Genomic DNA, 26,007 nt, shown 5'->3' with positions numbered 1-26,007 from the left:
ACTATGGCTAAAAAGTAGACCGAATAAGCATCTCGGCTCTTCGACCTCGCTGATTCCGACGTTTTTCCTGAACGCGACCGACATATTTAACTACTCCCTTATTTTTGATTTTTTCTCCTGACATAATCGAACTAGTGTAGGCTAGAGTAATCAATATAATTAAGGAAATTAAGCGGTCGCCAGAGACACCTGTTGACTCTAAATTGTAGCCACCACTTTTATAATCTCGAAACATTTCCTCGATTCCAAATCGTCTTTGATAAGCCGATAAAGCTTGTTTTAAATCTACAAGATTGGTCAAAATAAACCAAGCTTCTTCTGTGGAAATGCCGCCGTAACTGCGTTTCCATTTAGCGGCAATATTGGCTTGATCAAAACCTTTAGTTTTAGTTAATTTAACTCCCTCTAAGTAAATTGAAATCCCTGGAGTCACACCTAATTCTTGTAATTGACACCAAATTTCTGGAGCAATTTCAACGTATTCATTTCGTTTTAGGCGTAAGCAAAAATAAGTCTGGGCTTGGCTTTTCAACCATTTGGCTAAATCCACAGAACAAAATTCCCGATCTCCTAAAACCACTTTTTTATAATTACTTAATAATGGCAGGACTTGAGAAAGTACTTCTATCTGCTTGTCAGCATTTGTATTGCCTAAATTCGGCAGAACTTCAAAATAGATGGGAATAGCTCTTTTGTCATAAATTAAACTCACAACTATCAAATTAATTAAGCCCCATTGTGTGCGGTCAATCGCAATGTACAATACTTCGTTTGGCGCAAAATTATTGGTTAACCAATAGGTCAATAAAGGCCACCAAATTCTTTCAATTGTTAGGTGTGGTAACGAGAGAAATCTTTGTAACTTCTTCCGGCGACTTTCAAAGAGAATTTTTTGAGGAAATTGACTAGCCAATTCTTCCAATTTTACTCTTCGATGCTGTTGCAACATCACAACTAATATCAATAAAATTAAAAACTCTGCTTTTTTTAGTTGAGTTTTTAGGTGTTGGGTGTAAAATAATGGTAATAAATTCATTATTTTCGTTAATTAGGTCTTCTTGAGAATATTCTACCTCTTTTTTTTGACAACAATCGGTAAACCCCGCACGCAGTAAGGGGTTTACCGATTGTTGTCACCCCGTCAGGAGGAATGTCTAGAGCGAACACCGACAAGGTTTCCTCGCTTACCCATTGAACGAATGAATAAAAATATAGATAAACGCTTAGATAATATAGAAGAAAGGCTCAAACTTCTCGAAACATCTCTTGAGGCACGTATTCAAAAGGAAGTTCAACAACAAATAGCTATCTCTAATCAAGAATTTATGCAAAAAGATAAAATTAATGAAGTTTCATAAATTAAGTTTTTCAGCTTCTTCACGCCAAACACTTTTTTCTTGCTTTTATTGTGCAAAAGCTGATTTTATTTATTATTAGCCCCATTATTTTTGGATAAAACTTGCCTTTATCAAATAAAAATTATCAGGAAAAATTGATGAATTATATTAATGTATTTGAGATATTTTCTGTTGAATTTTTTAATAAAAAGTTAAAAAAATTAAGCAATAATTTCATTTAACATACATAGTAATAATAACTATAAATAAAATTAAATTTAGTGAAACAATGAAAATATTTTAATTTTTATTTAATCAAATAATAAAATAATATTTAAATTCTAATTTATCAAATTATCGATTATAAACATTATTTGTTATCTTGATGAAAACTAATAATCGTCTGTAAAACTTTAAGTATAAAATAAAACTAAACATTTTTAAAGCTTAAGTATAAGAGCGTGATTAATTTAGGGAAAAAACTAGGGAAGTAATTGAGAGAGGATATGAGCGTGTTTTTCAAATTGGGTGGTGTATTCTTTTAAGGGGAATAATTTTTGCCTCCTTAAGAGATGGAAGAAAGCAAAAATGACTACCTGTAATAGCCAACAGGTAATCATTTTTACTCCAATAGACTCAAACCCTCTACGTGATTGACCTAGTAAAATTCCGACTTTCTAGCCAATCAAATCATCAACCAAAAGCAGTTTGTAAAAACTTATACTCACAATTTCTAGTTAAATACAAGAATGCGGCAGAAAACTTGTTTAGCCTTGGCTAAATTAGTGGAAATAGCTAACTTTGATTTCGATGTAAAAAGGTTTAGCGGAAATTATTCGCCCACGAAAGTAAGCAAGCGAGAGCTACCAAGTGATGAAGCGATCGCACTTTGGAGAGGTAAAATTACTCATCCACAATGGCAATGGTGTTTTGGGATGTTGGCAACTTACGGACTCAGACCCCATGAAGTGTTTCACTTGGATTTAGAACAGTTTCCCAAACAAGGGGGAGTGTTGCGAGTGATGGAGGGTAAGACTGGGGAAAGAAGAGTGTGGCCTTTGCATCCCGAATGGGTGGAGTATTGGCAGTTGATGGATGTGAAAGTGCCAGGGTGTACAGGGAGGAATAATAAGGAATTAGGGCAAAGAGTATCACAATATTTTCGCCGCCAGGGAATAGAGTTTCGCCCTTACGATTTGCGTCATGCTTGGGCAATCAGAAGTATGGAGTATGGACTGGAGGTGTCGTTAGCAGCGAAGCAAATGGGGCATTCTGTAGCGATACATATCCAGACGTATCATGCTTGGTTGGATGAACATCATCAGCAGCAGGCTTTTGAAAGGTTATTGAATAATCCAAAGCGACCTGTTGCTCCTGTTCATTAGCTATAGATAATCTAGACGCATATCTAGATTCTTAGCCCTGAGAACACCTAGTCAGAGACTTTACATTTCTTTACAGACAGTCAGTTGTATGGATATGATTGATACAGTTTTGACTCGATCGCAAATTACCCTAATAACCTTCCATGACCATCACCCAATTAAGCTTTCCAGAATTAGAAACAAGGGCAAACTATGAAATCGATAGGGTTAATGGGCCAACCAATGCTCAAGCTGATTTGCGTTTATTTGGGAAGAGTGAATCCGATGTGCGAGTGACATTATACCGGGATCATCATGCTTTTGGACTTTGGACAAAGAAGAAAAGCGTTTCGCGACTAACGAGAGCGAAGTAAATTGTTGTTTAACAAGCTTTAATGTCAAGAGGTGGGGTGAGAAATTTATACACTAATCAATCGAGTTTATCGGGAACAATCTCACTTTCACCGTCATAATATAAGTCAAGTAAACTATTAGTTAAAGAATTAATTGTCCGTTCAAGTTCATCAATTTGGTTACGTCTAACCACCTGGACTACTGCGGTAATATGCTCCTCACTACCAGCGCGTCCCAAATGTCTATACTTACTCTTCTTTTGGGGATATGAATGCTTGCTCAAAAATCGGTTCAGTCGCCTGTAATTTGTAGTACCAATTAAGCGTTCTGCTCTTTTAGCTAAGTTGGGAGCCAGTTTTGGTTTGGCGTGCTTCATAACTAGATAGAAAACAAATGTGTAATTAAATGGTAAAATACTTCGCGACTATTTAAAACGAAAACTCTCTTTTACCATTTTTTGATGTCTACCATATCCTGTGAAGACCAACTCGCTCAATTTCAGCAATTTCGCCAAAATTGGCATCAAATGTTAATGCGCGGAACCAGAGAATATCCGATGCACGAACATCCTTTTACTTTATTACAGGTGCAAGTTACTGATGAATTTGGACAGCAATTATGGCATCCGATGTGGTTAATTGTACTCGGCCAACGGCGAAATGAATTAACTATTATGGACTGCTATCTCTCTTACCGACAACGATTTGATATGGAGCATACTTTGCGTTTTAGCAAACAACGTTTGTTGATGAATTCTTTTCAAACCCCAGATGTAGAACATGAAGAAAATTGGGTTCAACTAACGCAGTTGGCTTATATCCAATTATGGGCAGCTAGAAATTTGGTGTCAGCCCTTCCTCGCCCGAAAAGAAAAATCTTATCACAAAAAAAAGATGAAAAAGAATCCATCTCCTACACAGACTGCTGCTTAAATCAGCCCTATTCTTCATTATTAATTATAATTACTTCGCGTTTTAATCTCGCGAAGCAGTTTTTCTTTGTCCAAAGTCCAATTAATACTCGAATTGGCATTTATTCTCATTTTTACTCAATTCCGGCACGTTGGGTGTTTGAATTACCGGAGATGCTAGTGGAAAAAGTGCCAACTTAGAGCATTAATTGTAGCTGATTTTCTGCGATAATCATTTCTCCTTACCACCACAAGAATCAGTACAACTAAAACCTACTGATTCTTTCCGTCTTTGAAAAATTTAGTTAATTATGAAATATATGATAGACCTAACTTACAGTAATTCTGTCCCAATTTTAACTCGTCACAGTCATCAAATTAATATTTGGATTGTTGGCATAGGAGGAACAGGAGGATGGCTAATTCCTAACCTAGCTCGATTAAGCAAAGTTATGGAAACAAGTAGCAACAAGAAGGTTACTTGTACTTTGGTAGACCCGGATATTATTGAGGCGAAGAACATTCCCAGACAGAACTTTATTGATAGTGAAATTGGCAGTAATAAAGCATTAGTTCTAGCCACTAGATACAACCTAGCATTAGGCAGCAATTTAACTGCCATTCCCAAACTTTTTCATCAAGATTTATTAGATAATTGGTGGACAGGTTTAACGATAATTATTGGCTGTGTGGATAATGCAGCAGCCCGTTACCAAATCAGTCAATGTCTGGAGTTGAATCAAAATAAAGAACCGGATATTTGGTATTTGGATTGTGGGAATCATGCCAATTCAAATTCGGGACAAGTGTTACTTGGTTCTACCAATCAATTTCAACTAAAAAATGCTTTCGACAACCCAGAAAAACCCAGTTTTTGTATTAACTTACCTTCCCCTACTTTGCAGCATCCTGAATTACTAAAACCGCTACCTGAAGAACTCAGTAGTACCATGCTTTCTTGTGCAGAAATCGCATTGCGTAACCAACAAGCATTATTTGTAAATCAACAAGTATAGCGTTTCTCGATCTGATGAGGTACGGCTCTAAGAGCTAAATTGCTGATTAATCAAGGGTTTTGCTGTACCTCACTTAACTAGGAATCGCTATAGCTGTCATAGCCACAGAGTACGTAAAATCTCTTCTATTAACAGGAGGATTGAGACGGTTTGCTACTTACTTTAATAGTGATATTGGTTCAATGCGATCGCGCTACATTTGTTCCCAAAATATAACACAATACAGAACCTAACACAACATGAGCCAACTTTTCCACCTCGACATTGCTATAGGGAATCCAGATCAATTACTCAAACTTCTAGAGTCAGAAAATCCAGCCTTAGAAGTAAGAGAGGTAATAGCAGTTTTTGGAGCCTCTCTTAGGCAACCAGAATTACCTGAATTGCATCAATTTAAATTAGGAGATATTGTAACCCAAGGGCAATGTTATGGAGTAGTAACTGCATTAAGTGAAACAGACCGACCCATAACGATTACTTGGGATGGAAATAGCGATTCTCAACCTGATGTATTTGCTTACACGCTGGACGAAATTCGATTTTTTGGAATTGCAATTATTCCTCAATTAGTCCCACTGAAAACAATTGTAGAACTACCAGCAAATATAACTATTCAACTAGCGAATACTAAATTTGTCAAGTTTCATCAACCGAATACTTTCTTAGTTGAAGAAGTTAGCGAACATCATTTGGTTATCCGCTCTCTTGAAGAGCGATATCGGTTGACTAAAGAACTGTTTCCGGGAAAATTATTTGCTTGTATAGTAGATATTCCCATCTCGGTTCAACTACCTAGCAATTTATCTTTAATCGTTCTAAAAACTAAAGTTAAATTGCATTTAGAAATGGCTAAGACTGTTAACGAAAATTTGTCATGCTTAACGACAATGAAGAAACAACATTTATTTGAGGGGTTGGTTTCGCAATTAGCAGGTGAACATTATGATATTGAGGAATTAAACGAAGTTTGGTCAGCAGTATGGGCGGAACAGATTGCCAGTTTTGCTAAGGAACAAGGCTTGTACAACTTTAAACTAGGTGAGCGAGTTTTCAGACAACGAGAAGGATTAGAAATCTGGGGAACTATTGTGGGGTTAAACGTTGAACTAACCCGACCTTTTCAAATTGAATGGGAGCAGGGAGAAGTGCAGAATTATAGCTTAATTGAATTAAAATGTTTAGGGATTACTCCCCTCAAACCTGTCATCAAATTATCGCCGAATGTTGCTTACCAAATTAGTGAAGACGGTTGTTACTTTAAAGCTTGGATTGGCTTATATCTTATAACATAATGAATATAAAACGGGGACTAATTTTAGGTAAATTTGCACCTTTCCACCAAGGGCATCAACTGTTAATGGAAACAGCATTATCAGAAATGGATGAAGTAATTACAGTTATTTACGATTGCCCAGAAATAACTAATGTTCCTCTGAATATACGTGCCGACTGGATCAAGAAAATATACCCTAACATCCAAGTAATAAAAGCATGGGATGGCCCTACGGAAGTAGGAGATACACCAGAAATTAAGCAAAAGCACGAAGATTACATTATTAATCATCTAAAAATACAAGGAATCACACACTTTTATTCCAGTGAATTTTATGGAGAACACATGAGTTTAGCTCTAGAAGCAGTTAATCGTCTGGTAGATTATCATCGCAGTAAAGTTCCCATTTCCGGTACAAAAATCAGGAATAATCTGTTTAAAAATCTGTTTAAATTTCGTCAATATTTACATCCTTGGGTATATCGTGACTTGATTACCAATATAGTTTTCCTCGGAGCACCTTCTACAGGGAAAACTACAATTACTGCACAATTAGCAGAAGAATATAACACAGTTTGGATGCCCGAATATGGAAGAGAGTATTGGGAAAAGCATCAAATCAATCGGCGATTATCTTTAGTACAATTAGAGGAAATTGCTGAAGGACATCTAGAGCGCGAAGAAGCATTATTAGAGAAAGCTAATCAATACTTATTTACAGATACTAATGCTATTACTACTTATCTATTTTCTTTATCCTATCACAATCAAGTTGCACCAAGATTAGTTGAGTTAGCCCAACAAGCAGCATCTCGCTATGATTTAGTATTTGTTTGCGACTCGGATATTCCTTATGATGATACTTGGGATCGTTCAGGAGAAGAAAATAGAAAAATATTTCAAAAACAGATTATTAATGAACTCATTATTCGTAAAATTCCCTTTTTCTTACTGCAAGGCGAACTGGAAACCCGAGTAAAATATGTAAAAAGTATTTTAACTAAATATTGTAAGTATGAAAATTTACTACAGTTGTTTGCTATGAATAAGTAATTAGGGCTTGCTTAATAAGTTTGCGATCGCTTTTGGCGGAATTAAAGAGAGGATCAAGCAGTTAGATAAATAAGTTGATATAGACTAAAAAACTTACACAGATAATTTTTGATAATCGGTGAAGCGAAAAAAGGAGCGGTTTGGGAATACTTTGAGCTTTACTGTATACAACTTCTCTAGGGTTTTTTATCAAGAGCGACCGCCAATCCACCGCTTCTCTGATAAAATGAGAATGAGTCTTATTCTAAGAATACTCTGGCCGGAAACCAACAACACACCACTGAGTCGCGGAAGGAATAAGCTGTTCCGCATTTAAATTGGATTGTTTGGAAACAGAAGAAAATTCGTCTAATTCTCTCCCCTGCCCCCCTGCCCCCCTGCTCCCCTGCAATCTTAATAAGTGATTTAAATGCGTAACAGCTTAATTTTCTCTCGGCTCCTCTTTTTTCTGCTATTTTTTTGCTGGACTACCATGAACACCCTAGAACTGCCAACTAATATAGACATTGCGATCATCGGTGGTGGGCCTCATGCGCTTACCTTAGCGACTCATCTGTTGCAAAAGCGAAAAACTATGAGAGGTCGGTTTTGGGTGTTCGATCCGAGTGGAACTTGGATGAGTCGATGGAATGAGCAATTTTCAGCTTTAGAAATTCCCCATTTGCGATCGCCTGCGGTGCATCATCCCGATCCTAACCCTCATGGGTTACGAGGTTTTGCAGAAAACCGTTCCCCAGAATTATTTCCCCCTTACGATTTGCCGGGAACTCAATTATTTAGGGATTTCTGTGAAAATGTAGTTCAGCGTTGGCAGTTGCAAAACCAGATAATTTCAGCCAAAGTAATGCGCTTAGAACCGCCAAAACCAAGTATAAATCGGCGGTTTCACCTGCATTTAGAAAACGGAAAAGTAATTACAGCGCGTCGTGTCGTCAGTGCGATGGGTAATCATGTTTCGCAACTGCCAGAATGGGTAAAGCAAATTCCACCAAACTATCCCCCAGAACGTTTGTGCCATTCCAGTCAAGTTAAATTACCTGGTTTAAACTTGGCAGGAGAACGAATTTTAATTATTGGTGGTGGCTTGACTAGCGGACATTTGGCGGTTGGCGCGATCGCTGGTCATGCTAAAGTGAGTTTGATGTCGCGCCGTTGCCTGTACGAAAAGCTTTTTGATGCTGACCCTGGTTGGCTTGGCCCAAAATATCTTAAAGGTTTTTTTGCCGAAAAAAGCTGGGAACAGCGTTGGTATTTGATTCAACAAGCAAGGAATGGTGGTTCCCTAACTCCGGCAATTATGACTTATTTACGGCGAGTTAGCCACGAGGGAAAGTTAACCTTTCACGAACAATGTCAGGTAACAGCGGCGCAATGGCAAGGGGAAAATTGGCAGGTACATTGCGATGATGGCACAACTCAGGAGTTCGATCGCATTTGGCTAGCAACGGGAAACACCCTCAACGTCACAACAAATCCTTTACTGGCAGAGGTTTTAGAACATTATCCAGTTCCGATAGTTAAAGGTTTACCTGTATTAAATTCTTGCTTGAGTTGGCAAGGGTGCGAACTCTTCCTTATGGGTGGGCTCGCAGCGTTGCAAGTTGGACCAACGGCGCGTAACCTTTCCGGTGCGAGAATGGCGTGTGATCGTATTGTTCCCGCTTTGACAAAAGCTAGTGTTTCACTTAATTTGCCAGCTTAAAATTAATATTAAACAGGAGAAATTTTGCACCAAGCAGAGCGCAATTGAGCAACAGTTTTAGGGGGATTTTGCCAACTAAACATGGTTATGAAAATCACCAAAATGTTAGCTCAAAAATAACTAACCCGCATTTTCACCATTTTTTGCCTAAAGCAGCTTCGGTGACGCTATTTCTTAGGTGATTGCTTCTTGAAACGCTCTTTCTTGATTTAACGCCTCAAACTCACAATAACTATTATTAACTTATTTTCTTGCGTTATTCCTGATAATCACAGTAAAATGAGAATGAGTATCATTTTAATTTAAGTAATTATTCAAGTCTATGTCTGTAAAACTTTTTGATGCTGGGTTCTATGCCGGAGGTAATCCAGATCTAATTGCGGCTGGATTAACTACTGAAAAACAGTTATTTAACCATTTTCAAGAATTTGGTTTAAATGAGGGAAGGGGTTTTTCTCCTTTAGTAGATCTCAAGTTTTATCAAAGCAATAACCCAGATTTAGCTAACTTCAACAACCAGCAATTATGGGAACACTTACAACTCAACGGTTTTTTTGAAAATCGCAACTGTTCCCCTGCTTTTAAATTTGATCCTCAACTTAATTGCTTTGTTTCTGTTGATGCTAATAACTCCGTAATTGATTGGAACAACATAGTATTAAATGCCATCAAGACAGACAGAACTCCACCGCCTTTAGCGGCACGCAATATGGCAATGGTTTATACTGCTATTTATGATGCTGTAAATGCTATTGCCCAAACTTACACTCCCTACCAGATCACTGTACCCACTCCTAATTTTGCTTCTCCTGATGCCGCAGCTGCCGCAGCTGCACACCGCATTTTAGTTAATTTGTACCCAAAGGATTCTTAATCGTAAGGCTTGGTTAGAAAAACATGATTTTAACTTAGCTGATTATCGAGAAATCTTAGCTGAGAAAGCTTGGGAAGAATGGCTAGTGGAAAAAGGGATAAATTATTTTGGTGTTCCCTGGAATTTTTCTCTAGCTTTGGTTCAAGAATTACAAATTACTGGTCAAGCAGCAGAAATCCTCAAAAATTATTATGGAAATACTTAATAAAGGTTACATTAACGGAACTCATCGTTTAATTTCCCCAGAGCAAACTTTAGCAAATATTAGCCATCATTTACCAGCAATGGGTATTACTCGCTGTGCTAATGTTACCGGATTAGATCGAATTGGGATTCCGGTATATTGTTCGATTAAACCAAGGAGTAGGATGGTGCAAATTCACAATGGAAAAGGATTATTTACGATCGCAGCTAAGGTTTCTGCATTGATGGAAGCGATCGAAGTTTTCCACTACGAAAACCCTAGTAATGAATTAAAACGGACTTGTTTAAAAAGAATCCAAGATAACGGAGAAACGGTTATTCATCCCCATAGTTTACCCTTATGTTTTTCCAATAATTATTTTAGTGATAATTTTATAATTGATTGGGCGAAAGGAGAAAATTTGTTAACTGAAGAAGAAGTTTGGATACCTGGGAGTGCTGCTTATATAGCCAGTCTAAATGAATTGTGAAAAAGCATCGTAGTTTTTAAAGTTAGGAACATTAAAAAGTTTGAAATCAACAAAAAGCTGAAATAACCGCTTCACAATGGCAAAACTTTTACCAAACCGATAAAATCTTCTTAGTAAATTTTTTAACTGTAGCCAAATTGCTTCTACAGGATTTTCTTGGGGAGCGTAAGGCGCAAATCTATGACAAGTAACATTCCATTCTTCGGGAGTCATTTCTTGATTCTGTTGAGTTAAAAATTTTTTCATTTCCTCTCCTCTATGATAACTAGCTCCATCCCAGATCAATAAAATTTTGGCTCCCGGATTTCTTTGTTGTAGTTGAGTGACAAAATTGACAGTGTTTTCTCCATTTCCTTGGGGATAAGGGTCGAGAATAAATTCTTTCGTTAATAGATCTAAAGCTCCATAATAAGTCTGTCTTTCTTTGGGATTCAACAGTGGAATTTTCACTGGTTCTTTGATGAAGTTCCACAGATAACCACAGATATCGTCCCAGAGTAGATGGCATTCATCAATAATATACACCACCAGCTTTCTGGCCTCTATTTCGGTGCGATGTTTTTCGAGAAGTGCGGCAATTTCTTGGTTTTTTTTTTAGTTAATTCTGCATCATATCGAGGATTCACCTGTTCTCCTTTTTGCCAAGAGATTTTCGCTTCTTGAAAAATCTGATAATAGCTTTGTCGCGATTGAAAAACTACATCATATTTGTCAATTAAATAAGTTTCTAATTCGAAAATATCCCAAGCTTTTTGCTGAATTAACCACGCAATTGTTTCCGCTCTTTCTTCTGGGCTTAAATAACTTTCTGTGCCTTTATACCTGGATTTTAAAGCTTCATTACCGCCGACTTTAAAAGCATTAAACCATTTACTGATAAACCCTACTGAGACTGCTAAAATTTCTGTAATTTTCTCATAGCGATATCCCTCTAACGCCAATTTAGCTGCTAATGCTCTCTTCATTTCTGCCGATTTTGGATTACTTTTAATAAAATCTTCGAGAGTCTTTAGCTGTTTTCTAACTTCTGAATCTTCTACTGCTCTCATTTCTACTTCTCGGTTACAAGCCGTTCTTATTTTACCAGATTACCCTTTTACTTCTTTCATGACTCATTTAGACTGGCTATATATGTTCGCCATCATTATAAGCTGTTAAGCATTTAAACAGGGATAAGAGCATTACCTTTATTTTTAAGTTTTCGCTCCCATTTAATAATTAACTGTCCTTCATTTAAAAGTTGATGTAATAAATATTCTAATTCTTCGATTGATTTAAATAGTCGATTAGCAATAAATTCTTTTGTTGAATGCCAAACTAATTCAATTAAGTTATAATCCGGGCTATATTTCGGGAGAAACTCTAAATGAATATTGGGCATTTCAGCGGCAACTTTCTGGAGATATTCTGCCTTTTTATGAAAACTAGCATTGTCGAGAATTATCACTATTTTGGCTCCTTTTTCAGCAAATTCATCGGCTTCATTGCCAGCAGCTACCCATTCACCAATCAATTCTTGATAAAACAGTTTTAGCACTTGATAAAAACTTTCTGAATTGCTTTTATCCAGAAATTCCACAAACCTTTTCTTGTCGGAATACCTCAGCCCTCCCATTACATTAATCCGACCCTTTCTTCGATCTCCTCTCACCTCTTTTCGGCTACCTTTTTTACACCAATTCTTTCTTTTTATCACGCTTAAACTAAAACCGCTTTCGTCCCAAAACCATACTTGTAAACGTTCTGGATTCTCTTTTTCTATTTTTAAATATTCGGTTATCTTCTTTTTAAATTCTTTTCTTTTTTCCGGCTCTCGCTTTCCCTCTAAGCTGTACTTCGCCCAGAGGTAAACGAACTTTTTTTGCTCTAATATTCTCCTAACTTGCGACCCACTTAATTTTATTCCTGTCGTTTCTGCTAAATATGTTGCTAACCTTTGTGCCGTCCATCTGCCAAATTCGTATCCTAATTCTTTGGGTTCTTTATCTACTGTCTCTAATAATATTTCTCTATATTTATCTGTAGCTTTTTGATGATTACCCTTCATCCTTTCATCGACTAGGCTTTCTAGATTATCTGGATCTCCATGTACGCACCAATAAGATACTTTATTTATTGAACAGCCCAGAAATTCCGCTATTTTAGCTTGAGTTTTTCCATCATTTAGCAACAGTAACATCAGAATTCTTTCTCTAATGTTTCCATTTTCTTCTTCTTTTAGGGCTTTTTGTAGCTTCTCTACTTGTTCTAAGCTCAGATGATTCTTTGCTGGCATTTCCTGACTCATTTTGCTCGGTTGACTTTTCCATTTTACCCTATTTAAATGATTAACAGCTTACTATTTCCGGTTGTGATTACTATCGGACTTTTTCTTCTAATAGCTGATTTTTGGCAACTTGATTTGGCAACTGAAGTTGTTGATTCCAAGTTGATTCTGAAGGGAAAACTCTAGAAGAATTAGGTGGCGATGGCGTAGTTGGAGCAAATTGGTTTCGAACACTCAAAATCCACCTCTCATGGTTTTTTGCTTTTGTAACAGATGAGTCGCTAAGGTAAGTGCATGAAACTTAGATAAAATAAGACTTATTCTCATTTGAATGGGAAAGTGGTTGATTGGCGATCGATCTTGATAAAAACCCCAGAGAAGTTGCATACAGTAGAGTTCAAAGTATTGACATTAATTATTAATTAAGACGCTTTGACCGAATCCGGCTTAAATACCCCCGTTATTCTTTAGTCCGCGTAGGCGGACTTTGTTTGTGTTTTGCGATTTCAATCGCTTAACTTAACAAAACTTAACCTCTTTTTATTGAGAAAGATTCTAAACTAAGTTTCAGAGATTGTTGAGAAAGATATTCAACAAGATCGATGTTTATCAACTCCTGAACGCTATGCAGACTTACGAAAATCCAACTGTAAAATATGACTGGTGGGCGGGTAATGCCCGATTCGCCAACCTCAGCGGCTTATTTATTGCGGCTCACGTTGCCCAAGCTGCTTTGATTACCTTCTGGGCGGGAGCATTTACACTGTTTGAAATTTCTTGGTTTGACCCAACTCGTGCGATGGGCGAACAAGGGCTGATTCTCTTACCTCACTTAGCTACCCTTGGCTTAGGTGTTGGTGATGGTGGAAAAGTTGTTGATACTTATCCCTTCTTTGTCGTCGGTGCAGTTCACCTAATTTCTTCAGCCGTACTCGGTGCAGGAGCATTGTTCCACACTCTCAGAGCACCAGAAGACTTGAAAACAGCCTCCGGTCAAGCCAAAAAATTCCATTTTGATTGGAACGATCCCAAACAATTAGGCATAATTTTGGGGCATCATCTCTTATTTTTGGGAGTAGGAGCCTTATTGCTAGTTGCTAAAGCAATGTACTGGGGCGGACTTTATGATGCGGCGAGTCAAACTGTTCGCATCGTCACTCAACCGACACTCGATCCATTTGTAATCTACGGTTATCAAACTCACTTTGCTAGCGTTGATAACTTAGAAGACTTAGTTGGCGGGCATATTTATGTCGGTGTAATGTTGATTGCTGGAGGGATTTGGCATATCTTAGTTCCACCGTTGAAATGGGCAAAGAAAGTGTTAATCTTTTCCGGTGAAGCGATTCTTTCTTACTCGTTAGGTGGGATTGCTTTGGCTGGTTTTGTAGCGGCTTATTTCTGTGCTGTAAATACCCTAGCTTATCCAGTGGAATTTTATGGCCCAACCTTGACAGTAAAAATGGGAATTACGCCATACTTTGCCGATACAGTAAACTTACCATTGGGCGCTCATACCTCGCGTGCATGGTTAGCAAATGCTCACTTTTTCCTCGCTTTCTTCTTCTTACAGGGGCATTTGTGGCACGCACTTAGAGCAATGGGATTTGATTTCAAGCGAGTTGAAAAAGCTTTGAATTCTGTAGAAGTTTAGCTTCTTTTGGAAATCAATAGATGAGTTATTTGTTGACTCATCTACTCCTTATACCAACTCCGGGTTAGTTACCCCGATATCTTCTCCCTCTTTCCTCTGTGTCCTCTGCGTCCTCTGCGGTTCATTATAAAGGGAGTTTTTCACCCGGACTTAGTATTAGCCGATCCTCCTCACACTTTTTTAATTATGAACTGTCCTTGCTGTTCTGGAAAACTATTGCGCCATATCGATCGAAAAGGTTTGTACTGGTATTGCCCTTCTTGTCGTCAAACAATGCCAGCTTCAAAAGATGTCAATCAGCTATTGTTGCAACAAGAGCATTCTGCAAAACCAAATCCTCAAAGTAGGTTATACATTCATCAGCAGCCAATGGAAAATGCTGCATAGTTTCTAGCCCTGCGGAAATGACAGAAACATTGAATTAAACTAGGAAAGAAAATGGCAAAAGTTGGTTTATTTTACGGAACTCAAACCGGAAATACAGAAATGATCGCTGAATTAATTCAAAAAGAATTGGGTGGCGATGGCGTAGTTGATTTACATGATATTTCTAGTAGTGAAACTGGTGATTTTGATGATTACGAGTGCATCATCATCGGTTGTCCCACCTGGAATGTGGGCGAACTTCAAGCTGATTGGGAAGGCTTCTATGAGGAGTTAGAAAACATAGATTTTAATGGGAAGAAAGTCGCTTATTTTGGTGCTGGCGATCAAATTGGTTATGCTGATAACTTTCAGGATGCGATCGGGATTTTAGAGGAAAAAATTGCCTCCCTTGGTGGGAAAACGGTTGGCTATTGGTCTACAGATGGATATGATTTTAACGAGTCGAAAGCAGTCAAAAATGGTAAGTTTGTGGGATTAGCGATCGATGAAGATAATCAATCAGATTTGACAGATAGCCGAGTTAAAACTTGGGTATCTCAACTAAAGCGGGAGTTTGGCCTATAGATTAAAACCCGGGTTTTTTGCCAAAAATCTGCTAAGAAACCCGGTTTTCTTACTTGGTAAATTCAGAAAAATTGTCAACAAAAAGGAAATTTCTTATGTCTTCATTACCGAATGCTTTATGGTTAAATGTTAGTCCAGCATTACAACAATTCGATCGCCCTTTGTTAATTCATTTATCTCACCATGTTGCGATCGCTCAATGGGAATATTGCCAAACTCCCGATGAACCAATGTCTTTAGAAGTGGCAATAGATTTGCTAGATGATTATTTAAAGAATCAAAATAGACCAGTAGATTTGATTGGACATAGTACCAGCGGGTTATTAGGATTACTTTATGCACATAAACATCCAGAAAAAGTGCGATCGCTCACACTTCTTTCCGTCGGTCCCTATCCTGCTGTTGATTGGCAAGCTCATTATTACGCACAATTGCAAAAGCTTCCTTGTTCCCGTGAAGTTCTGTTAAATCAGATGGTAATTAACTTATTTGGACATCAATCTCCGGGAATTGTTAGAGAAATTCTGGAAATATTAGAACAGGATCTCCTTACTTCTTTATCTCCTCATAATTTGTTTAGAAGAGTCGGTTTTTCACCCAGCGAAGTATCAGTTCCAATGTTAGTTTGCGGCAGTGCAGATGATATTATTATTGACCCTTATTCATGGGAGGGATGGCAAACTTGGTTAAAGACAGGCGATCGAATTTGGCAATGTCCCAAAGGGCGTTATTTCTTTCACTATTTCCATCCGCAAAAAGTCTGCGAACAAATAGTTGACTTTTGGGATTTACCGTCTTTATCTCAAGATAGAACTGCCAGTTTTGCCAATCTCAAAGTTAGTTTGTAAACTTGGAATTGAGGTAGTGATGATTGATTCAACTCCGACATCAATAGTTTGTTTTCCAGTAATTCCCTTTTTTCCGATTTTGATTTGGCTAGTATTAGTTGGTTTTTTCTTAGCAATTAGTTTAGCGGTACATGATGGAATTATCAGATTAAAACGACTGCATCAAGTTCCCTGTACTCGTTGTGCTTTTTTTACTGGAGATTATCGCTTGAAATGTACAGTACATCCCTGTAAAGCTTTATCTGAAGAAGCAATTAATTGTTTAGATTATGAACCCGCAGTGCCAAAACCTATTTGTTTGCTTCAGAAAAATTCGGGCAAAAAATGTATGTCTCCATCACGTAATTGCTAAATTCTGAGGAATTAACTATGACTGCAACTCTCCCAGGAATACCCTTATCGAATTCTACTATTGGCTCTAGTCGTTTATCTCATCTTCGGATTGTGTACCCACAACAGGTATTCAAAAGAAAAAACTTATTGCTTCTAAAATCAGATAATTTCTGGAAAATTGAAGCAGGGGTTGTACGTTCCTTAACTTGGGATACAGAGGGCAGAATAATGACATTGGGTTTTTGGGGAAAAGGGGACATTGTGGGAACTCCCCTCTCTCGTATAAAACCTTATCAAATGGAATGTTTGAGTGAAGTAAAGGTGACTGAAATTTCGCCAGAAAGCAGTTATTTAGAAAAGGCATTGTTAGTTCATATTTGGAAAAATGAAGAATTTCTCAGTATTATTAATCAATTTTTGGTTGCCGATCGCTTATTCACTTTGTTGGAATGGTTAGCCAGTCAATTCGGACAGTCAACATCTGAAGGTATTTTACTTAATTTGTATCTAACACATCAAGACTTTGCTGATACAATTGCGGCTACCCGTGTAACTGTCACCCGCTTAATGAAACAATTTGAACAAGAAGGAAAAATCAAACGTGAGGGTAGGTTGCTCAAGATTTTTAGTAACTATGCAAAAGATTGATAAGTCATATCATGTACGGTTAATCAACCATCGTATCCTTAATCCATAATGTAGAGACGTTATATATAACGTCTCTACATTATGGGTAATTAACTTGACATGATATCATCGTAGAACACGATGAATTTCAGTTTGGTGTCTGCCATCAGAATGCAAATGGAACAAGCGAAAACCAGGTTGCTTTTCTAAGGGTGTAGCTTGCGGTAAATCTAACTGCACGCAAGTCGAAGGACTGCCGTAGAAATCAATATTACCTCGTTTTTGGTGAAAAGCCGCGTGAATATGACCGAAAACTACGGCTTTTACTTGGGGTGCGCGATCGATCGAGGCAAGTAATTCATTACCATTTTTAACTTTTATCTGATCTAACCAATCAATCCCAAAAGGCAAAGGATGATGGTGCAAAGCTATCAAAGTAGGAAGTTCAACTTCGAGACTTTCTGCTAGAAATTGCAACGACTGGGGAGAGATTTCACCTTCGCCAAAACGGGAATTAGCTAAAGTTGAATCCAATAAAATTAATTGCCAACCACCTATAATTACAGCTTTTGGTGCATGAAAAAGAGGATGAACGAGAACTTCTCTCATTACCGACAAGCAATCGTGATTGCCAGAAAGCCAATAGGTAGGAATTTGCAGCGGACTAATCAAATCAATTAACTGTTGATAGGCAAAGGGAGAACCTCTATCAGCAAGATCTCCCGTCAGCAGAAGATAATCGGGATTGATTTTTGCCACCTGCTGCATTACCGCTTTCAAACTGTGCCAAGGACGAGATCCCCGCAGTTTGGCATCGGGATGACAGCAAAGGTGGGTATCAGTTAATTGAGCGATCGTAATAGACATCAACATCAATTTAGATAAGAAATCAAAGTTGTAGTTTTAGGGTGCGTCAGAACTTCCAACCTTCATGTTTTCGGTTAAATTTTAGGTCTGACACACCTTACTAATTGAGAGATCGACGTTTTTAATGGCGCTGAGATAGACGCAAGTTATCCCAAACCAGTAAGCTATGAATTGTAGTTAGGGAAATTCCCCAAATTGCATTACCTTGGAAAATACCCCATAAAATCGGCAAGGTAAAACTGTCACATCCTCCTAACACGAAACAAGCTAACCAAATTGTTAATTGGTAAACTGCAAAACCAGCAATCAGCGCGATTCCTAACCAGCTACAGTATGTAGTTAAGGCGTTTTGAGTTAGCTTGAGTTTGAGAGAGGCGAGTAAAGTAACTAAAATTGCTCCCAAGGCTAACACTAATCCCCAAGCAAAGGTAGTGATTGTCCAGGGATACTGACGAAAGCCAAATCCTAATACTTGATTGACTAGCCAAACAGTCATTACTGTAGCTAAGGCGCGACGACGGGGAAGAGTCGATCCGGCGATCGCACCAAATCCCACCAAGGGAACGGTACAAGTATAGATAACATTACTTGTCGTTGCTAAAGCTAAGAGGAGGAAAAACCAAAATTGACTTTTTGCGATCGCTTTACATCCCCGAAACCAATCTTGAGTTAGATTTGGTTTTAATGTCAGATTCGATTCAATGTAACTCATACTATTGTCTCCTTTGAATTAATCAAAATTGCCAACTTCAACATTCCACCTTGACTGGTGGATAAAGATGATCTTTAATCGGTTGACCTTGTACCAAATGTTCTCGGACAATTCGATCGGCAAGATCGGGATTAACGCGGGTATACCAGGTACCATCGCCCGAATAAAACACTACTGGCCCCATTTTGCAAACCTCCAAACAGCCAGAAGTCATCACATATACATCTATTCCGGCTGCTTTTACCGCCTCTTGCAATGCCTCAACGATCGGTTGCCAGTTGCGTGAAGGGTAACAGCGACTGGAACGACAAACTGCCAAATAGGGGCGCTTGAGAGGGTTGTTTTCGTAAGGGATAGGGCGATTACCCAAAACGTAAATCTCGCGTAATTCTTGATAAAGACTTAATTTTGAAAGTTGCGGTTTAGCTTCTGGTAACAACTCTTCATCTTCGCCCACAAAAGGATTAGGCAGAAACAGATTCATCATCTTTTCCCCAGCACCATTCCAGAACTGAATGCCCCAACTCCGCGCTTCTCCCCGTTCATTCAACCGACGATACAAAGATGCACGATTAACTAAGCGTTGCTGTCTCAGTTCTGGTGGCGTTTTTTCCAAAGGTCCACCTAAATGTTCTTCCAAACAAAGGTGCAAATGCCATGCTTCAGTAACTACTGTCAAATAGCCATCGTAGAGAACGCAAATTTTCGGAGGTTGAGTAAATTCTAGTTCTAGTACACTACCTTCTACGACGTGACCGATCTGGGTTTCCTGCCAACGTTCCTGAAACAGAGTATATAACAGAGGGCCAGTTACATCGATCGTGCAAGGAAAGTCTTCATATTCAATCTGTCCGCCCGTTGGCAGCTGTTCAGTTATGCAACGGTTAAGGGGTGTAACTAGGCGAGAAAATTCACTCATCTCAATTCGATCTCCTAAAATGTGGCACTGATACCCAGGCGAAAGCTACGTCCGACAGCGGGATAACCGGGATATAGTTCGTATTGCCGATCGAATAAATTATCTAAGTTACCGTTCAACATTACAGTCCTTCCCAGGGGGATACGAAATTTCAAATCGAGTGTGGTGTATCCAGGTAAAGATTCGGTATTCGTGTTGTTAACAAAGTAACTGCTGAGGTAGCGCAGAATAATACCTGCATAAATGCCTTTGGGTGTTTCGTAGGCAAGTCCAAAATTCAGGCTATCGGCATCTCGAAAACTGAGTGAGTTACCTTCGATATCGGAGTTGCGATCGCTCACAATTTTCGGTTCGTTAAGGGTATAGTTAGCAAAAGCGAAAAAATTCCGAGCCAGTCGCACGTTAAGATCCGCTTCTAAACCCAAAGTTCTCACTTTTCCGATATTTTCGTAAGTGCTGGGAGAGCCAAACTTAAAATTAATTAGCTCGGAAATTGTATTATGAAAAAATGTCAGCCGCAACAGCCCAATTTTACCCAATTGTTGATCGATACCAATATCAAAACTATCTCCCCGTTCTGGGTTTAAATCTGGATTACCTACTACATTAAAAGCAGCTAACCCTTCTAGGTTGGAAATTAGCGGGGCGCGAAAACTTCTAGCATAGTTGGCTCTAATGGTGGTAGTTTTTCCGACAATAAATCTTGCCCCAACACTGGGAGAAGTAAAAGAACCATTTACTAAACTATTAAAATCCTGTCTGAGTCCTAAATTAACGCTAAAACTGGGAGTAAAATTCACCTCGTAAAGGGCGAATAGTGCGCCTTGATTGATATCGCCATCGTAGTTTACATCACTTATGTTTGTACCATAACTAAAGGTGGTATTGCGCGATCGCGTATTCCGATAATCTGCCCCATAAGTCAAGCGTTGATTTTTCGCCAGTTGCCAGTTATGCTGCACTTGCAGTCCAACTGCTCTCCGATTTACTTCATCTTTTGTCCCGAAATTGTTTGGGTCGGGATTGTTGTAGTTATAGTTAAGAAAATCGCTGTAAACACGAGTAGTTAAAAGTGAATCGTTACTATTACCTAACTTAGATTGCCAAGTTAAATCTAAGAATACTTCATCAGTATATTGTCTGGCTTTAGGAGTTAAGGTATTAAATGCGCCGATAGTATCTGGAATTGGAACTCCTCCTGCGACTCCAAAATCTTTGGTGAGGTAAAGGGCGCTGAAGGTGAGAGTATTGCGATCGTTTAATTGTCCTTCCAGCTTTAAATTAGCATTATTGTACAAAACATCGGCATTTTCACGGCGATCTTTGAGGTTAATGCGTTCGATCTCAAAACGAAAATCATTGTTCGCATCAATGCGTGTATAACCCAGCGTCCAGCCAATTCTACCACTACGTCCTCTGGTTTGAATTGCCTGTTCATTTAACCCAAAACTACCTACTGCTGCTCGCAAAGTTACTTCCGGTCGGTCCGATGGAGCGCGAGTGATAATATTAATTACACCACCAATAGCATCCGAACCATAAAGTGTAGATCCACCCCCAGGTAAAAATTCAATCCGTTCAATATTATCAGTTGCTAATGTAGATAAATCAAATCCACCAGAAAATCCCACATCATTAATCGGACGACCATCTAGTAAAATTAAAACTTGTGCGGAATTAGAACCCCGAACAAACTGACTACTTAGTGCTCCTAATTGTCCCCCCGCTGTGCCATCAATTAAAATTCCTGGTAAGTATCTTAAAGCTTCCTGAACTGTTCTTGCTCCTTGGGCTTCGATCTGTTCTCGGTTAATTACATAAACTGGGCGAGTAGAATCTTTAACTGTAGCTTCCCGTCGCAATGGTGCAAAGACAGGCTGATTTAAAATCCTTTCTATAATCAGAATTTCGATTTCTTCATCAACATTGGTATCGTTTGGGGGTGTTTGTGCGATTCCCGGAGGGATGGTTTCTCGAATCGTTACACTAAATAAATTAATACAAATTAGTATCAGAATGCTTCTGATTGAACTCGACCAAAATATCTCCGCTTTTGCGGATGTAAACAAATTCTTCCTATTCATTAATCCTCACAAACTACTGAAATTTTACAAACAGATTGATGGCAAATTTATTCCTTTTTAAGTTTGAATTTTGACTGCCAAGATTTATAAATTGCGATCGGCATAAACAAAGCTCCGGCTGTCGAACCTACCACAAATCGGAAGATAAAATTTAACCTGCGGTTTAAAGTCATCGGTTCATTTGTGCTTTCTATTGTTGGAGCGAGATTTAGTGGAGATTTACCCGCAGTTGGTTTAGTTCCAGCAATTGCGATCGCATAAGGATTGTTGTTATCTTCGTACCAATCAGGTGCAACATAAACCAAGCGAATATTAGTGAAACCTGCGGCTTTGTACCAACTGAAATAAGCATCTTTACTAGGAAACAACATCCAGGTATCGGAAAGCCAACGTGCGATCGGATTTTTCCGTGCTAATGGGCCAATAATCAGAGCAATTCCCCCTGGTTTTACCACTCGATAAGCTTCACAAATAGCACGTTGCGGATCGGGCCAATATTCGATACTACCTGCGGAAATATAGCGATCGAAACAATCAGTTTCAAATGGTAAATTCTCCACATCACCGAGAATTTTTTCGCAGTCATTCAAGATAGATTTACCTTTTGCTTTCTGCAACTGATGCGGACTTTGGTCGAGCATTTTCACATTTTTTGCCTCAACTTTTTCCACAATTCCCGAAGTCGTGAATCCCGTACCTGCACCTGCATCGAGAACTTGTAAATCAAAAGAATTGAGTTGCGCTAATTCGAGCGCTTTTTCGCGCATTGGAACAGTCCAGAAAAAAGGATTAATCACATTGTCATAACCCATAGAAACGAAGCGGTAAAACCAGAAAGCTTCCTTTTTGTGTTGAATTAATCTTGCCATTGTTTCTGCTTTTTCAAAAGGGTGGATTGCGGTGGGAATTCTTCCCATTCTTTGCAAATATAGGCGTAACATTCGGGTGGTTTAATTGGTAAATTTTTTAGGTAAAAGAAACTTACCTGGCTGCCAGATTCTAGGAGAAAAACTACATCGGCAACAGGATTGTAATTATCCACTGCTTCCAAAATGTGAGCGTTCATAAAATGGTGTTGGAGAATCACCGTGTCTGGCGCAGCTAACCAGGCATTCAAGAAAGCTGCCAGACGACTTCGGGCAACAAAATAAGTTTTGAAACTTTCTCCAGCAACTCCCACAGATGAAGAATTAGTGCTACAAATAATCGCACCTCTTTCCCCACCTAAATAATTGCTCCAAGCGTTGTAACCCAAAGTTAACAAATTCGTAGCAATAAAATTCTGCTGCCATTCAAATAAATTTAATCCATCATTCATTTATTCATTTCTCCTGTTGGTGATAAAACAAAGCTGAAATTCTGACCAATGTTTAAGCACCTGAGCATGACATTCAGATGGAGAAATAGCTAAACCTTGCAGCAAATCAAGATCGATTTGACCGTTACCTTCCAAAAGAAAGGGAATCTCATCGTTGGGATAATAAGTTGTAAGTATCTCCAGAAAATAAAGAATAGTTTTGCTGTCTAGTTGAGATTTTTGCAAGTAATTTATCACTTGAGATTCAGGAATAAATTTTAACTCGCAACCCATCATTTCTATTTGCCATCTTTCCCAACTATTGACGGGTTTGTTAACTTTACAAACTACCAATCCTCGCCCGAAATTGATGTAACCATCCCAGGCAGTATAACCGATCGCTAACAGATTGCGATCGATAAATCGAGTACTCCAATCGTCGCAACTTCCTTGCCAAAGGTCATTTAGAAATGTCATTAATTTCCTCCCGCATAATTCTTGTTGCTTCTACCATATTTTTCAGTGCTGGAATCACTTCTTCCCATCGACGAGTTTTCAAACCACAATCAGGATTCACCCAGATTTGTGACAAAGGTAAATTAGCAATCCCGGCTTTTAATTGCCTGACAATTTGCTCAGTTGTAGGTACAACCGGACTGTGAACATCGTAAGTTCCGTTACCGATTTGGTGAGAATAACCACCCTCGGTAACTTCTCGTAAAGTTTGATTATTACTGCGACTGTTTTCAATCGAAATTACATCCGCATCTAGGCGTTCGATCTCCTGAATAATATCCCCGAATTCGCAGTAGCACATGTGGGTGTGAATTTGAGTTTGAGGTTGAGCAATAGCTGTTGCCAAGCGAAAGGAATCTATTGCCCAAGAAAGATATTCATTCCACCGTTCGGTTTTGAGGGGTAAACCTTCTCGTAAAGCAGGTTCATCGACTTGAATTATCTGAGCACCTGCTGTTTCTAAATCTGCCACTTCTTCTCGCAATGCTAAGGCAATTTGAAAGGCTTGATCCTGTCGAGAAATATCCGTGCGCGGATAAGACCAGTTGATAATTGTGACTGGAGCAGTTAACATTCCTTTGACAGGTTTTTGAGTTAAAGATTGGGCGATTTTAAATTCCCGTACTGTCATCGGCGCAGTTCGTTCCACATCTCCATAAATAATTGGTGGACGCACGTAGCGACTGCCATAACTTTGTACCCAACCATTTTCTGTAAACGCAAAACCAGATAATTGTTGACCGAAATATTCCACCATATCGGTACGTTCAAATTCTCCATGTACTAGCACGTCTAAGCCAATTTCTTCTTGAATTTGAATGCAACGAGCAATTTCGGCATCAATAGCTGCTTGATAATCTGCTAATGTAATTTCTCCTTTTTTGTATTTGACGCGCAGTTTTCGCACTTCGGAGGTTTGGGGAAATGAACCGATCGTTGTTGTCGGTAAAGGAGGTAAGGGAATTTGTTGGGATAATCGCAAGGAGTAGGAAAGCGATCGCTCAAAATCACTCAATTCCAAATTCCTTAATTTCTCTTGAACTGTTAGATTTGCAGGACTAAACTGCTCAAATATCTCCCAAGTTTTCTGGATATTTTCTTGTTCAGTTTTTGTATTTTCACCTGCCACTGTTTTTGCCAAAAATGCGACTTCTGCCAATTTTTGTTCGGCAAAACTCAACACATTCCTCAATGCTTCAGGTAAATGCTTTTCTTTGGTTGCATCGTAAGGAACAAATTGCAGAGAGGCAGAAGGTTGTAAACTAATGTTGGAAGTAAACTTTTGAATTTCATCAAGGATGTAGAAAAGAGTTTCTGGGCGAATTTTCCAGATATTACGAGCATCTACAATGCCGATACCCAACCTTTTATCGGCAGGAAATCCGTATTGTTTTAGTAACTCTAAATTGCGTCCGCGAGTGAAGTCTAAACTAATAGAGGTGACAGGTAATTGCATCACCCAAGCATAGGTTTCTCTCAAGTCATCAAAGTAAGTAACGAGATGCAGTGGTAATCCGACTTGTGCCAGAGAAGGATAAATTGACTGATACAATTCTTTCCAATTAGCAGCATCACCTAACACCAATACGGGTTCGTGGATCTGTACTTCCGTAATTCCTAAATTCTTGAGTTGAGTCAAGAGAATCAGATATCGTTCAAGCAGGTAAGAAGCTGCTTGTTCGGGAGAAATTTCTAAGTTGCTTAATCGCAATAAAGAAATTGGCCCTAATATAATTGGAATAGCGCGATCGCCCAAAAATTCTTGCGCTAAATGTGCTGTTTCCAAAAAGTCGCTAAAATCCGCAGGTTCAAATTTGGTCGGGATTTCTGGGACTAGATAGTGATAGTTGGTATCAAACCATTTGGTCATTTCCAGTGCCGGAATACCCTCTTTTCCTCTTGCCATTGCAAAGTATCGATCTAAACCAGATAAATGACGAAATCTTTCGGGAATTAAACCTAAACGAACTACCCAATCTAAAACACTATCGTACAGCGTGCCATCGCCTATACCGATGCGATCGATTCCCGCTTTTAGTTGAGTTTTCCAATTGAAAATTTCAACTTCTCGCACGGTTTGCAGTAGTGTTTCTTCGTCTAATTTATTACTCCAAAAAGCTTCGAGTGCTTTTTTTACTTCCCGGCTTTTACCAATACGAGGATAGCCGATCGTTGTCGTTGGAACGGTCATAATTATTCCTTAAGTCGCTTAAATCTAGAAAGAAGTTATTTTTACTTCTTGGAATATGTGAAACCCTTAAAAAAGGGTTTATTAAAAACAGGTGAATTGTGGTTTTATCCTGATTACCTTTTTACCTGTTTGTTTCGCCAGTAGTTCAGGACTAAAAAGTTGTGCAGTATGAATAAGGCGAACGC

The 26,007-nt window shown here is 38.7% G+C and carries 28 protein-coding genes and 1 pseudogene; 16 read left to right on the top strand and 13 right to left on the bottom strand.

The features are described 5' to 3' along the window. Nucleotides 1-7: 7 nt before the first annotated feature. Nucleotides 8-1,036, bottom strand: a complete 1,029-nt coding sequence (locus ACE1CA_RS13800; RefSeq protein ID WP_413275569.1) for an IS4 family transposase — start codon at nucleotides 1,034-1,036, stop codon at nucleotides 8-10. 91 nt (nucleotides 1,037-1,127) lie between these two features. Between ACE1CA_RS13800 and ACE1CA_RS13795 the strand changes: the two genes are divergently transcribed. From ACE1CA_RS13795 to ACE1CA_RS13785, 3 genes and pseudogenes are all read left to right on the top strand, one after another. Beyond that, nucleotides 1,128-1,358: a hypothetical protein gene (locus ACE1CA_RS13795; protein ID WP_413280095.1), complete on the top strand. Its 231-nt coding sequence runs from the start codon at nucleotides 1,128-1,130 to the stop codon at nucleotides 1,356-1,358. A 728-nt stretch (nucleotides 1,359-2,086) separates the two neighbouring features. Continuing rightward, a complete protein-coding gene (locus ACE1CA_RS13790) occupies nucleotides 2,087-2,722 on the top strand; it encodes a site-specific integrase (RefSeq protein WP_413280094.1) in 636 nt (211 codons plus the stop codon). A 143-nt stretch (nucleotides 2,723-2,865) separates the two neighbouring features. After that, nucleotides 2,866-3,051 (top strand): annotated as a pseudogene (locus ACE1CA_RS13785) (glutathione S-transferase); the annotation flags it as partial. Nucleotides 3,052-3,131: 80 nt separating this feature from the next. Here the strand turns inward: ACE1CA_RS13785 and ACE1CA_RS13780 are convergent. Beyond that, nucleotides 3,132-3,431 carry a hypothetical protein gene (locus ACE1CA_RS13780; protein WP_486517856.1) on the bottom strand — a complete coding sequence of 100 codons (300 nt, stop codon included), beginning with the start codon at nucleotides 3,429-3,431 and terminating at the stop codon, nucleotides 3,132-3,134. A gap of 84 nt (nucleotides 3,432-3,515) precedes the next feature. Here ACE1CA_RS13780 and ACE1CA_RS13775 point away from each other — a divergent pair, with 84 nt between their 5' ends. The 7 genes from ACE1CA_RS13775 (at nucleotide 3,516) to ACE1CA_RS13745 (ending at nucleotide 10,557) form a co-directional block, all read left to right on the top strand. Next, nucleotides 3,516-4,166 (top strand): hypothetical protein, encoded by a 651-nt coding sequence (locus ACE1CA_RS13775; RefSeq protein ID WP_486517854.1) that lies wholly within the window; start codon nucleotides 3,516-3,518, stop codon nucleotides 4,164-4,166. Between the two features lie 110 nt (nucleotides 4,167-4,276). Then, the gene (locus tag ACE1CA_RS13770; protein ID WP_413281162.1) at nucleotides 4,277-4,981 is read left to right on the top strand and encodes a ThiF family adenylyltransferase; all 705 of its coding nucleotides are present in this window, start codon (nucleotides 4,277-4,279) and stop codon (nucleotides 4,979-4,981) included. A gap of 239 nt (nucleotides 4,982-5,220) precedes the next feature. Continuing rightward, nucleotides 5,221-6,273 (top strand): hypothetical protein, encoded by a 1,053-nt coding sequence (locus tag ACE1CA_RS13765; protein WP_413281161.1) that lies wholly within the window; start codon nucleotides 5,221-5,223, stop codon nucleotides 6,271-6,273. Next, on the top strand, nucleotides 6,273-7,307 hold the full coding sequence (locus ACE1CA_RS13760) for an AAA family ATPase (protein ID WP_413281160.1): 1,035 nt from the start codon (nucleotides 6,273-6,275) through the stop codon (nucleotides 7,305-7,307). Before ACE1CA_RS13765 ends, ACE1CA_RS13760 begins: the two co-directional genes overlap by 1 nt. A gap of 472 nt (nucleotides 7,308-7,779) precedes the next feature. Then, entirely contained in the window at nucleotides 7,780-9,009 is a 1,230-nt protein-coding gene (locus ACE1CA_RS13755; protein ID WP_413281159.1) for an FAD/NAD(P)-binding protein, read from the top strand. 322 nt (nucleotides 9,010-9,331) lie between these two features. Further along, nucleotides 9,332-9,883, top strand: a complete 552-nt coding sequence (locus tag ACE1CA_RS13750) for a hypothetical protein (protein WP_413281158.1) — start codon at nucleotides 9,332-9,334, stop codon at nucleotides 9,881-9,883. A 191-nt stretch (nucleotides 9,884-10,074) separates the two neighbouring features. Next, nucleotides 10,075-10,557 (top strand): YcaO-like family protein, encoded by a 483-nt coding sequence (locus ACE1CA_RS13745; RefSeq protein ID WP_413281157.1) that lies wholly within the window; start codon nucleotides 10,075-10,077, stop codon nucleotides 10,555-10,557. Here the strand turns inward: ACE1CA_RS13745 and ACE1CA_RS13740 are convergent. The 3 genes from ACE1CA_RS13740 to ACE1CA_RS13730 all read right to left on the bottom strand — a co-directional run bounded on the left by ACE1CA_RS13740 (nucleotide 10,543) and on the right by ACE1CA_RS13730 (nucleotide 13,061). Continuing rightward, nucleotides 10,543-11,606 (bottom strand): IS630 family transposase gene (locus ACE1CA_RS13740; protein ID WP_486517852.1). Its coding sequence is split into 2 segments (ribosomal slippage): nucleotides 10,543-11,150 and nucleotides 11,150-11,606, totalling 1,065 coding nucleotides; the frame shifts between segments, so codons are not numbered across the junction. The two genes, ACE1CA_RS13745 and ACE1CA_RS13740, sit on opposite strands and share 15 nt — an antisense overlap. Before the next feature lie 113 nt (nucleotides 11,607-11,719). Continuing rightward, nucleotides 11,720-12,832, bottom strand: coding sequence for an IS630 family transposase (locus ACE1CA_RS13735; protein WP_486517950.1), 1,113 nt, complete (start codon nucleotides 12,830-12,832; stop codon nucleotides 11,720-11,722). Nucleotides 12,833-12,914: 82 nt separating this feature from the next. Beyond that, nucleotides 12,915-13,061, bottom strand: a complete 147-nt coding sequence (locus ACE1CA_RS13730) for a hypothetical protein (RefSeq protein ID WP_413278351.1) — start codon at nucleotides 13,059-13,061, stop codon at nucleotides 12,915-12,917. Between the two features lie 387 nt (nucleotides 13,062-13,448). Here ACE1CA_RS13730 and ACE1CA_RS13725 point away from each other — a divergent pair, with 387 nt between their 5' ends. The 6 genes from ACE1CA_RS13725 (at nucleotide 13,449) to ACE1CA_RS13700 (ending at nucleotide 17,257) form a co-directional block, all read left to right on the top strand. Next, nucleotides 13,449-14,477 (top strand): chlorophyll a/b binding light-harvesting protein, encoded by a 1,029-nt coding sequence (locus ACE1CA_RS13725; protein WP_413278352.1) that lies wholly within the window; start codon nucleotides 13,449-13,451, stop codon nucleotides 14,475-14,477. Between the two features lie 186 nt (nucleotides 14,478-14,663). Continuing rightward, nucleotides 14,664-14,864, top strand: a complete 201-nt coding sequence (locus ACE1CA_RS13720) for a TFIIB-type zinc ribbon-containing protein (protein ID WP_413278353.1) — start codon at nucleotides 14,664-14,666, stop codon at nucleotides 14,862-14,864. A gap of 51 nt (nucleotides 14,865-14,915) precedes the next feature. Then, a complete protein-coding gene (gene fldA / locus ACE1CA_RS13715; RefSeq protein ID WP_413278354.1) occupies nucleotides 14,916-15,428 on the top strand; it encodes a flavodoxin FldA in 513 nt (170 codons plus the stop codon). A 95-nt stretch (nucleotides 15,429-15,523) separates the two neighbouring features. Further along, a complete protein-coding gene (locus ACE1CA_RS13710) occupies nucleotides 15,524-16,276 on the top strand; it encodes an alpha/beta fold hydrolase (protein ID WP_413278355.1) in 753 nt (250 codons plus the stop codon). Nucleotides 16,277-16,295: 19 nt separating this feature from the next. Continuing rightward, nucleotides 16,296-16,628 (top strand): hypothetical protein, encoded by a 333-nt coding sequence (locus ACE1CA_RS13705; RefSeq protein ID WP_413278356.1) that lies wholly within the window; start codon nucleotides 16,296-16,298, stop codon nucleotides 16,626-16,628. A 17-nt stretch (nucleotides 16,629-16,645) separates the two neighbouring features. Further along, nucleotides 16,646-17,257: a Crp/Fnr family transcriptional regulator gene (locus tag ACE1CA_RS13700; protein ID WP_413278357.1), complete on the top strand. Its 612-nt coding sequence runs from the start codon at nucleotides 16,646-16,648 to the stop codon at nucleotides 17,255-17,257. A 105-nt stretch (nucleotides 17,258-17,362) separates the two neighbouring features. Here the strand turns inward: ACE1CA_RS13700 and ACE1CA_RS13695 are convergent, their stop codons facing one another. From ACE1CA_RS13695 to metE, 8 genes are all read right to left on the bottom strand, one after another. Beyond that, complete coding sequence (locus tag ACE1CA_RS13695; RefSeq protein ID WP_486517850.1) at nucleotides 17,363-18,109, bottom strand: phosphodiesterase; 747 nt, start codon at nucleotides 18,107-18,109, stop codon at nucleotides 17,363-17,365. 115 nt (nucleotides 18,110-18,224) lie between these two features. Further along, entirely contained in the window at nucleotides 18,225-18,815 is a 591-nt protein-coding gene (locus ACE1CA_RS13690; protein ID WP_413278359.1) for a hypothetical protein, read from the bottom strand. A 37-nt stretch (nucleotides 18,816-18,852) separates the two neighbouring features. After that, nucleotides 18,853-19,734: a (2Fe-2S) ferredoxin domain-containing protein gene (locus ACE1CA_RS13685; RefSeq protein ID WP_413278360.1), complete on the bottom strand. Its 882-nt coding sequence runs from the start codon at nucleotides 19,732-19,734 to the stop codon at nucleotides 18,853-18,855. A 14-nt stretch (nucleotides 19,735-19,748) separates the two neighbouring features. Beyond that, complete coding sequence (locus ACE1CA_RS13680) at nucleotides 19,749-21,818, bottom strand: TonB-dependent receptor plug domain-containing protein (protein ID WP_413278361.1); 2,070 nt, start codon at nucleotides 21,816-21,818, stop codon at nucleotides 19,749-19,751. 47 nt (nucleotides 21,819-21,865) lie between these two features. Further along, nucleotides 21,866-22,687 carry a methyltransferase domain-containing protein gene (locus ACE1CA_RS13675; RefSeq protein ID WP_413278362.1) on the bottom strand — a complete coding sequence of 274 codons (822 nt, stop codon included), beginning with the start codon at nucleotides 22,685-22,687 and terminating at the stop codon, nucleotides 21,866-21,868. Then, complete coding sequence (locus tag ACE1CA_RS13670) at nucleotides 22,675-23,136, bottom strand: hypothetical protein (RefSeq protein ID WP_413278363.1); 462 nt, start codon at nucleotides 23,134-23,136, stop codon at nucleotides 22,675-22,677. The genes ACE1CA_RS13675 and ACE1CA_RS13670 overlap by 13 nt, the downstream gene beginning before the upstream one ends. Further along, on the bottom strand, nucleotides 23,137-23,592 hold the full coding sequence (locus ACE1CA_RS13665) for a hypothetical protein (RefSeq protein WP_413278364.1): 456 nt from the start codon (nucleotides 23,590-23,592) through the stop codon (nucleotides 23,137-23,139). Beyond that, a complete protein-coding gene (gene metE / locus ACE1CA_RS13660; protein ID WP_413278365.1) occupies nucleotides 23,576-25,822 on the bottom strand; it encodes a 5-methyltetrahydropteroyltriglutamate--homocysteine S-methyltransferase in 2,247 nt (748 codons plus the stop codon). The genes ACE1CA_RS13665 and metE overlap by 17 nt, the downstream gene beginning before the upstream one ends. Nucleotides 25,823-26,007 lie beyond the last annotated feature (185 nt).

The sequence above is a fragment of the Floridaenema evergladense BLCC-F167 genome (genome assembly GCF_041929205.2).
GTDB lineage: Bacteria > Cyanobacteriota > Cyanobacteriia > Cyanobacteriales > Aerosakkonemataceae > Floridanema > Floridanema evergladense.
Note: the sequence above shows the minus strand (reverse complement) of the source record. Positions and strands in the feature narration are given on the sequence as shown.

Coding starts and splice junctions, on each gene's coding strand:
- metE (WP_413278365.1), bottom strand. CDS start 25,822: ATGACCGTTCCAACGACAACGATCGGCTATCCTCGTATTGGTAAAAGC.
- ACE1CA_RS13790 (WP_413280094.1), top strand. CDS start 2,087: ATGCGGCAGAAAACTTGTTTAGCCTTGGCTAAATTAGTGGAAATAGCT.
- ACE1CA_RS13670 (WP_413278363.1), bottom strand. CDS start 23,136: ATGAATGATGGATTAAATTTATTTGAATGGCAGCAGAATTTTATTGCT.
- ACE1CA_RS13760 (WP_413281160.1), top strand. CDS start 6,273: ATGAATATAAAACGGGGACTAATTTTAGGTAAATTTGCACCTTTCCAC.
- ACE1CA_RS13725 (WP_413278352.1), top strand. CDS start 13,449: ATGCAGACTTACGAAAATCCAACTGTAAAATATGACTGGTGGGCGGGT.
- ACE1CA_RS13675 (WP_413278362.1), bottom strand. CDS start 22,687: ATGGCAAGATTAATTCAACACAAAAAGGAAGCTTTCTGGTTTTACCGC.
- ACE1CA_RS13680 (WP_413278361.1), bottom strand. CDS start 21,818: ATGAATAGGAAGAATTTGTTTACATCCGCAAAAGCGGAGATATTTTGG.
- ACE1CA_RS13755 (WP_413281159.1), top strand. CDS start 7,780: ATGAACACCCTAGAACTGCCAACTAATATAGACATTGCGATCATCGGT.
- ACE1CA_RS13745 (WP_413281157.1), top strand. CDS start 10,075: ATGGAAATACTTAATAAAGGTTACATTAACGGAACTCATCGTTTAATT.
- ACE1CA_RS13800 (WP_413275569.1), bottom strand. CDS start 1,036: ATGAATTTATTACCATTATTTTACACCCAACACCTAAAAACTCAACTA.
- ACE1CA_RS13700 (WP_413278357.1), top strand. CDS start 16,646: ATGACTGCAACTCTCCCAGGAATACCCTTATCGAATTCTACTATTGGC.
- ACE1CA_RS13750 (WP_413281158.1), top strand. CDS start 9,332: ATGTCTGTAAAACTTTTTGATGCTGGGTTCTATGCCGGAGGTAATCCA.
- ACE1CA_RS13685 (WP_413278360.1), bottom strand. CDS start 19,734: ATGAGTGAATTTTCTCGCCTAGTTACACCCCTTAACCGTTGCATAACT.
- ACE1CA_RS13695 (WP_486517850.1), bottom strand. CDS start 18,109: ATGTTGATGTCTATTACGATCGCTCAATTAACTGATACCCACCTTTGC.
- ACE1CA_RS13775 (WP_486517854.1), top strand. CDS start 3,516: ATGTCTACCATATCCTGTGAAGACCAACTCGCTCAATTTCAGCAATTT.
- ACE1CA_RS13720 (WP_413278353.1), top strand. CDS start 14,664: ATGAACTGTCCTTGCTGTTCTGGAAAACTATTGCGCCATATCGATCGA.
- ACE1CA_RS13780 (WP_486517856.1), bottom strand. CDS start 3,431: ATGAAGCACGCCAAACCAAAACTGGCTCCCAACTTAGCTAAAAGAGCA.
- ACE1CA_RS13690 (WP_413278359.1), bottom strand. CDS start 18,815: ATGAGTTACATTGAATCGAATCTGACATTAAAACCAAATCTAACTCAA.
- ACE1CA_RS13770 (WP_413281162.1), top strand. CDS start 4,277: ATGAAATATATGATAGACCTAACTTACAGTAATTCTGTCCCAATTTTA.
- ACE1CA_RS13665 (WP_413278364.1), bottom strand. CDS start 23,592: ATGACATTTCTAAATGACCTTTGGCAAGGAAGTTGCGACGATTGGAGT.
- ACE1CA_RS13765 (WP_413281161.1), top strand. CDS start 5,221: ATGAGCCAACTTTTCCACCTCGACATTGCTATAGGGAATCCAGATCAA.
- ACE1CA_RS13710 (WP_413278355.1), top strand. CDS start 15,524: ATGTCTTCATTACCGAATGCTTTATGGTTAAATGTTAGTCCAGCATTA.
- ACE1CA_RS13705 (WP_413278356.1), top strand. CDS start 16,296: ATGATTGATTCAACTCCGACATCAATAGTTTGTTTTCCAGTAATTCCC.
- ACE1CA_RS13735 (WP_486517950.1), bottom strand. CDS start 12,832: ATGCCAGCAAAGAATCATCTGAGCTTAGAACAAGTAGAGAAGCTACAA.
- fldA (WP_413278354.1), top strand. CDS start 14,916: ATGGCAAAAGTTGGTTTATTTTACGGAACTCAAACCGGAAATACAGAA.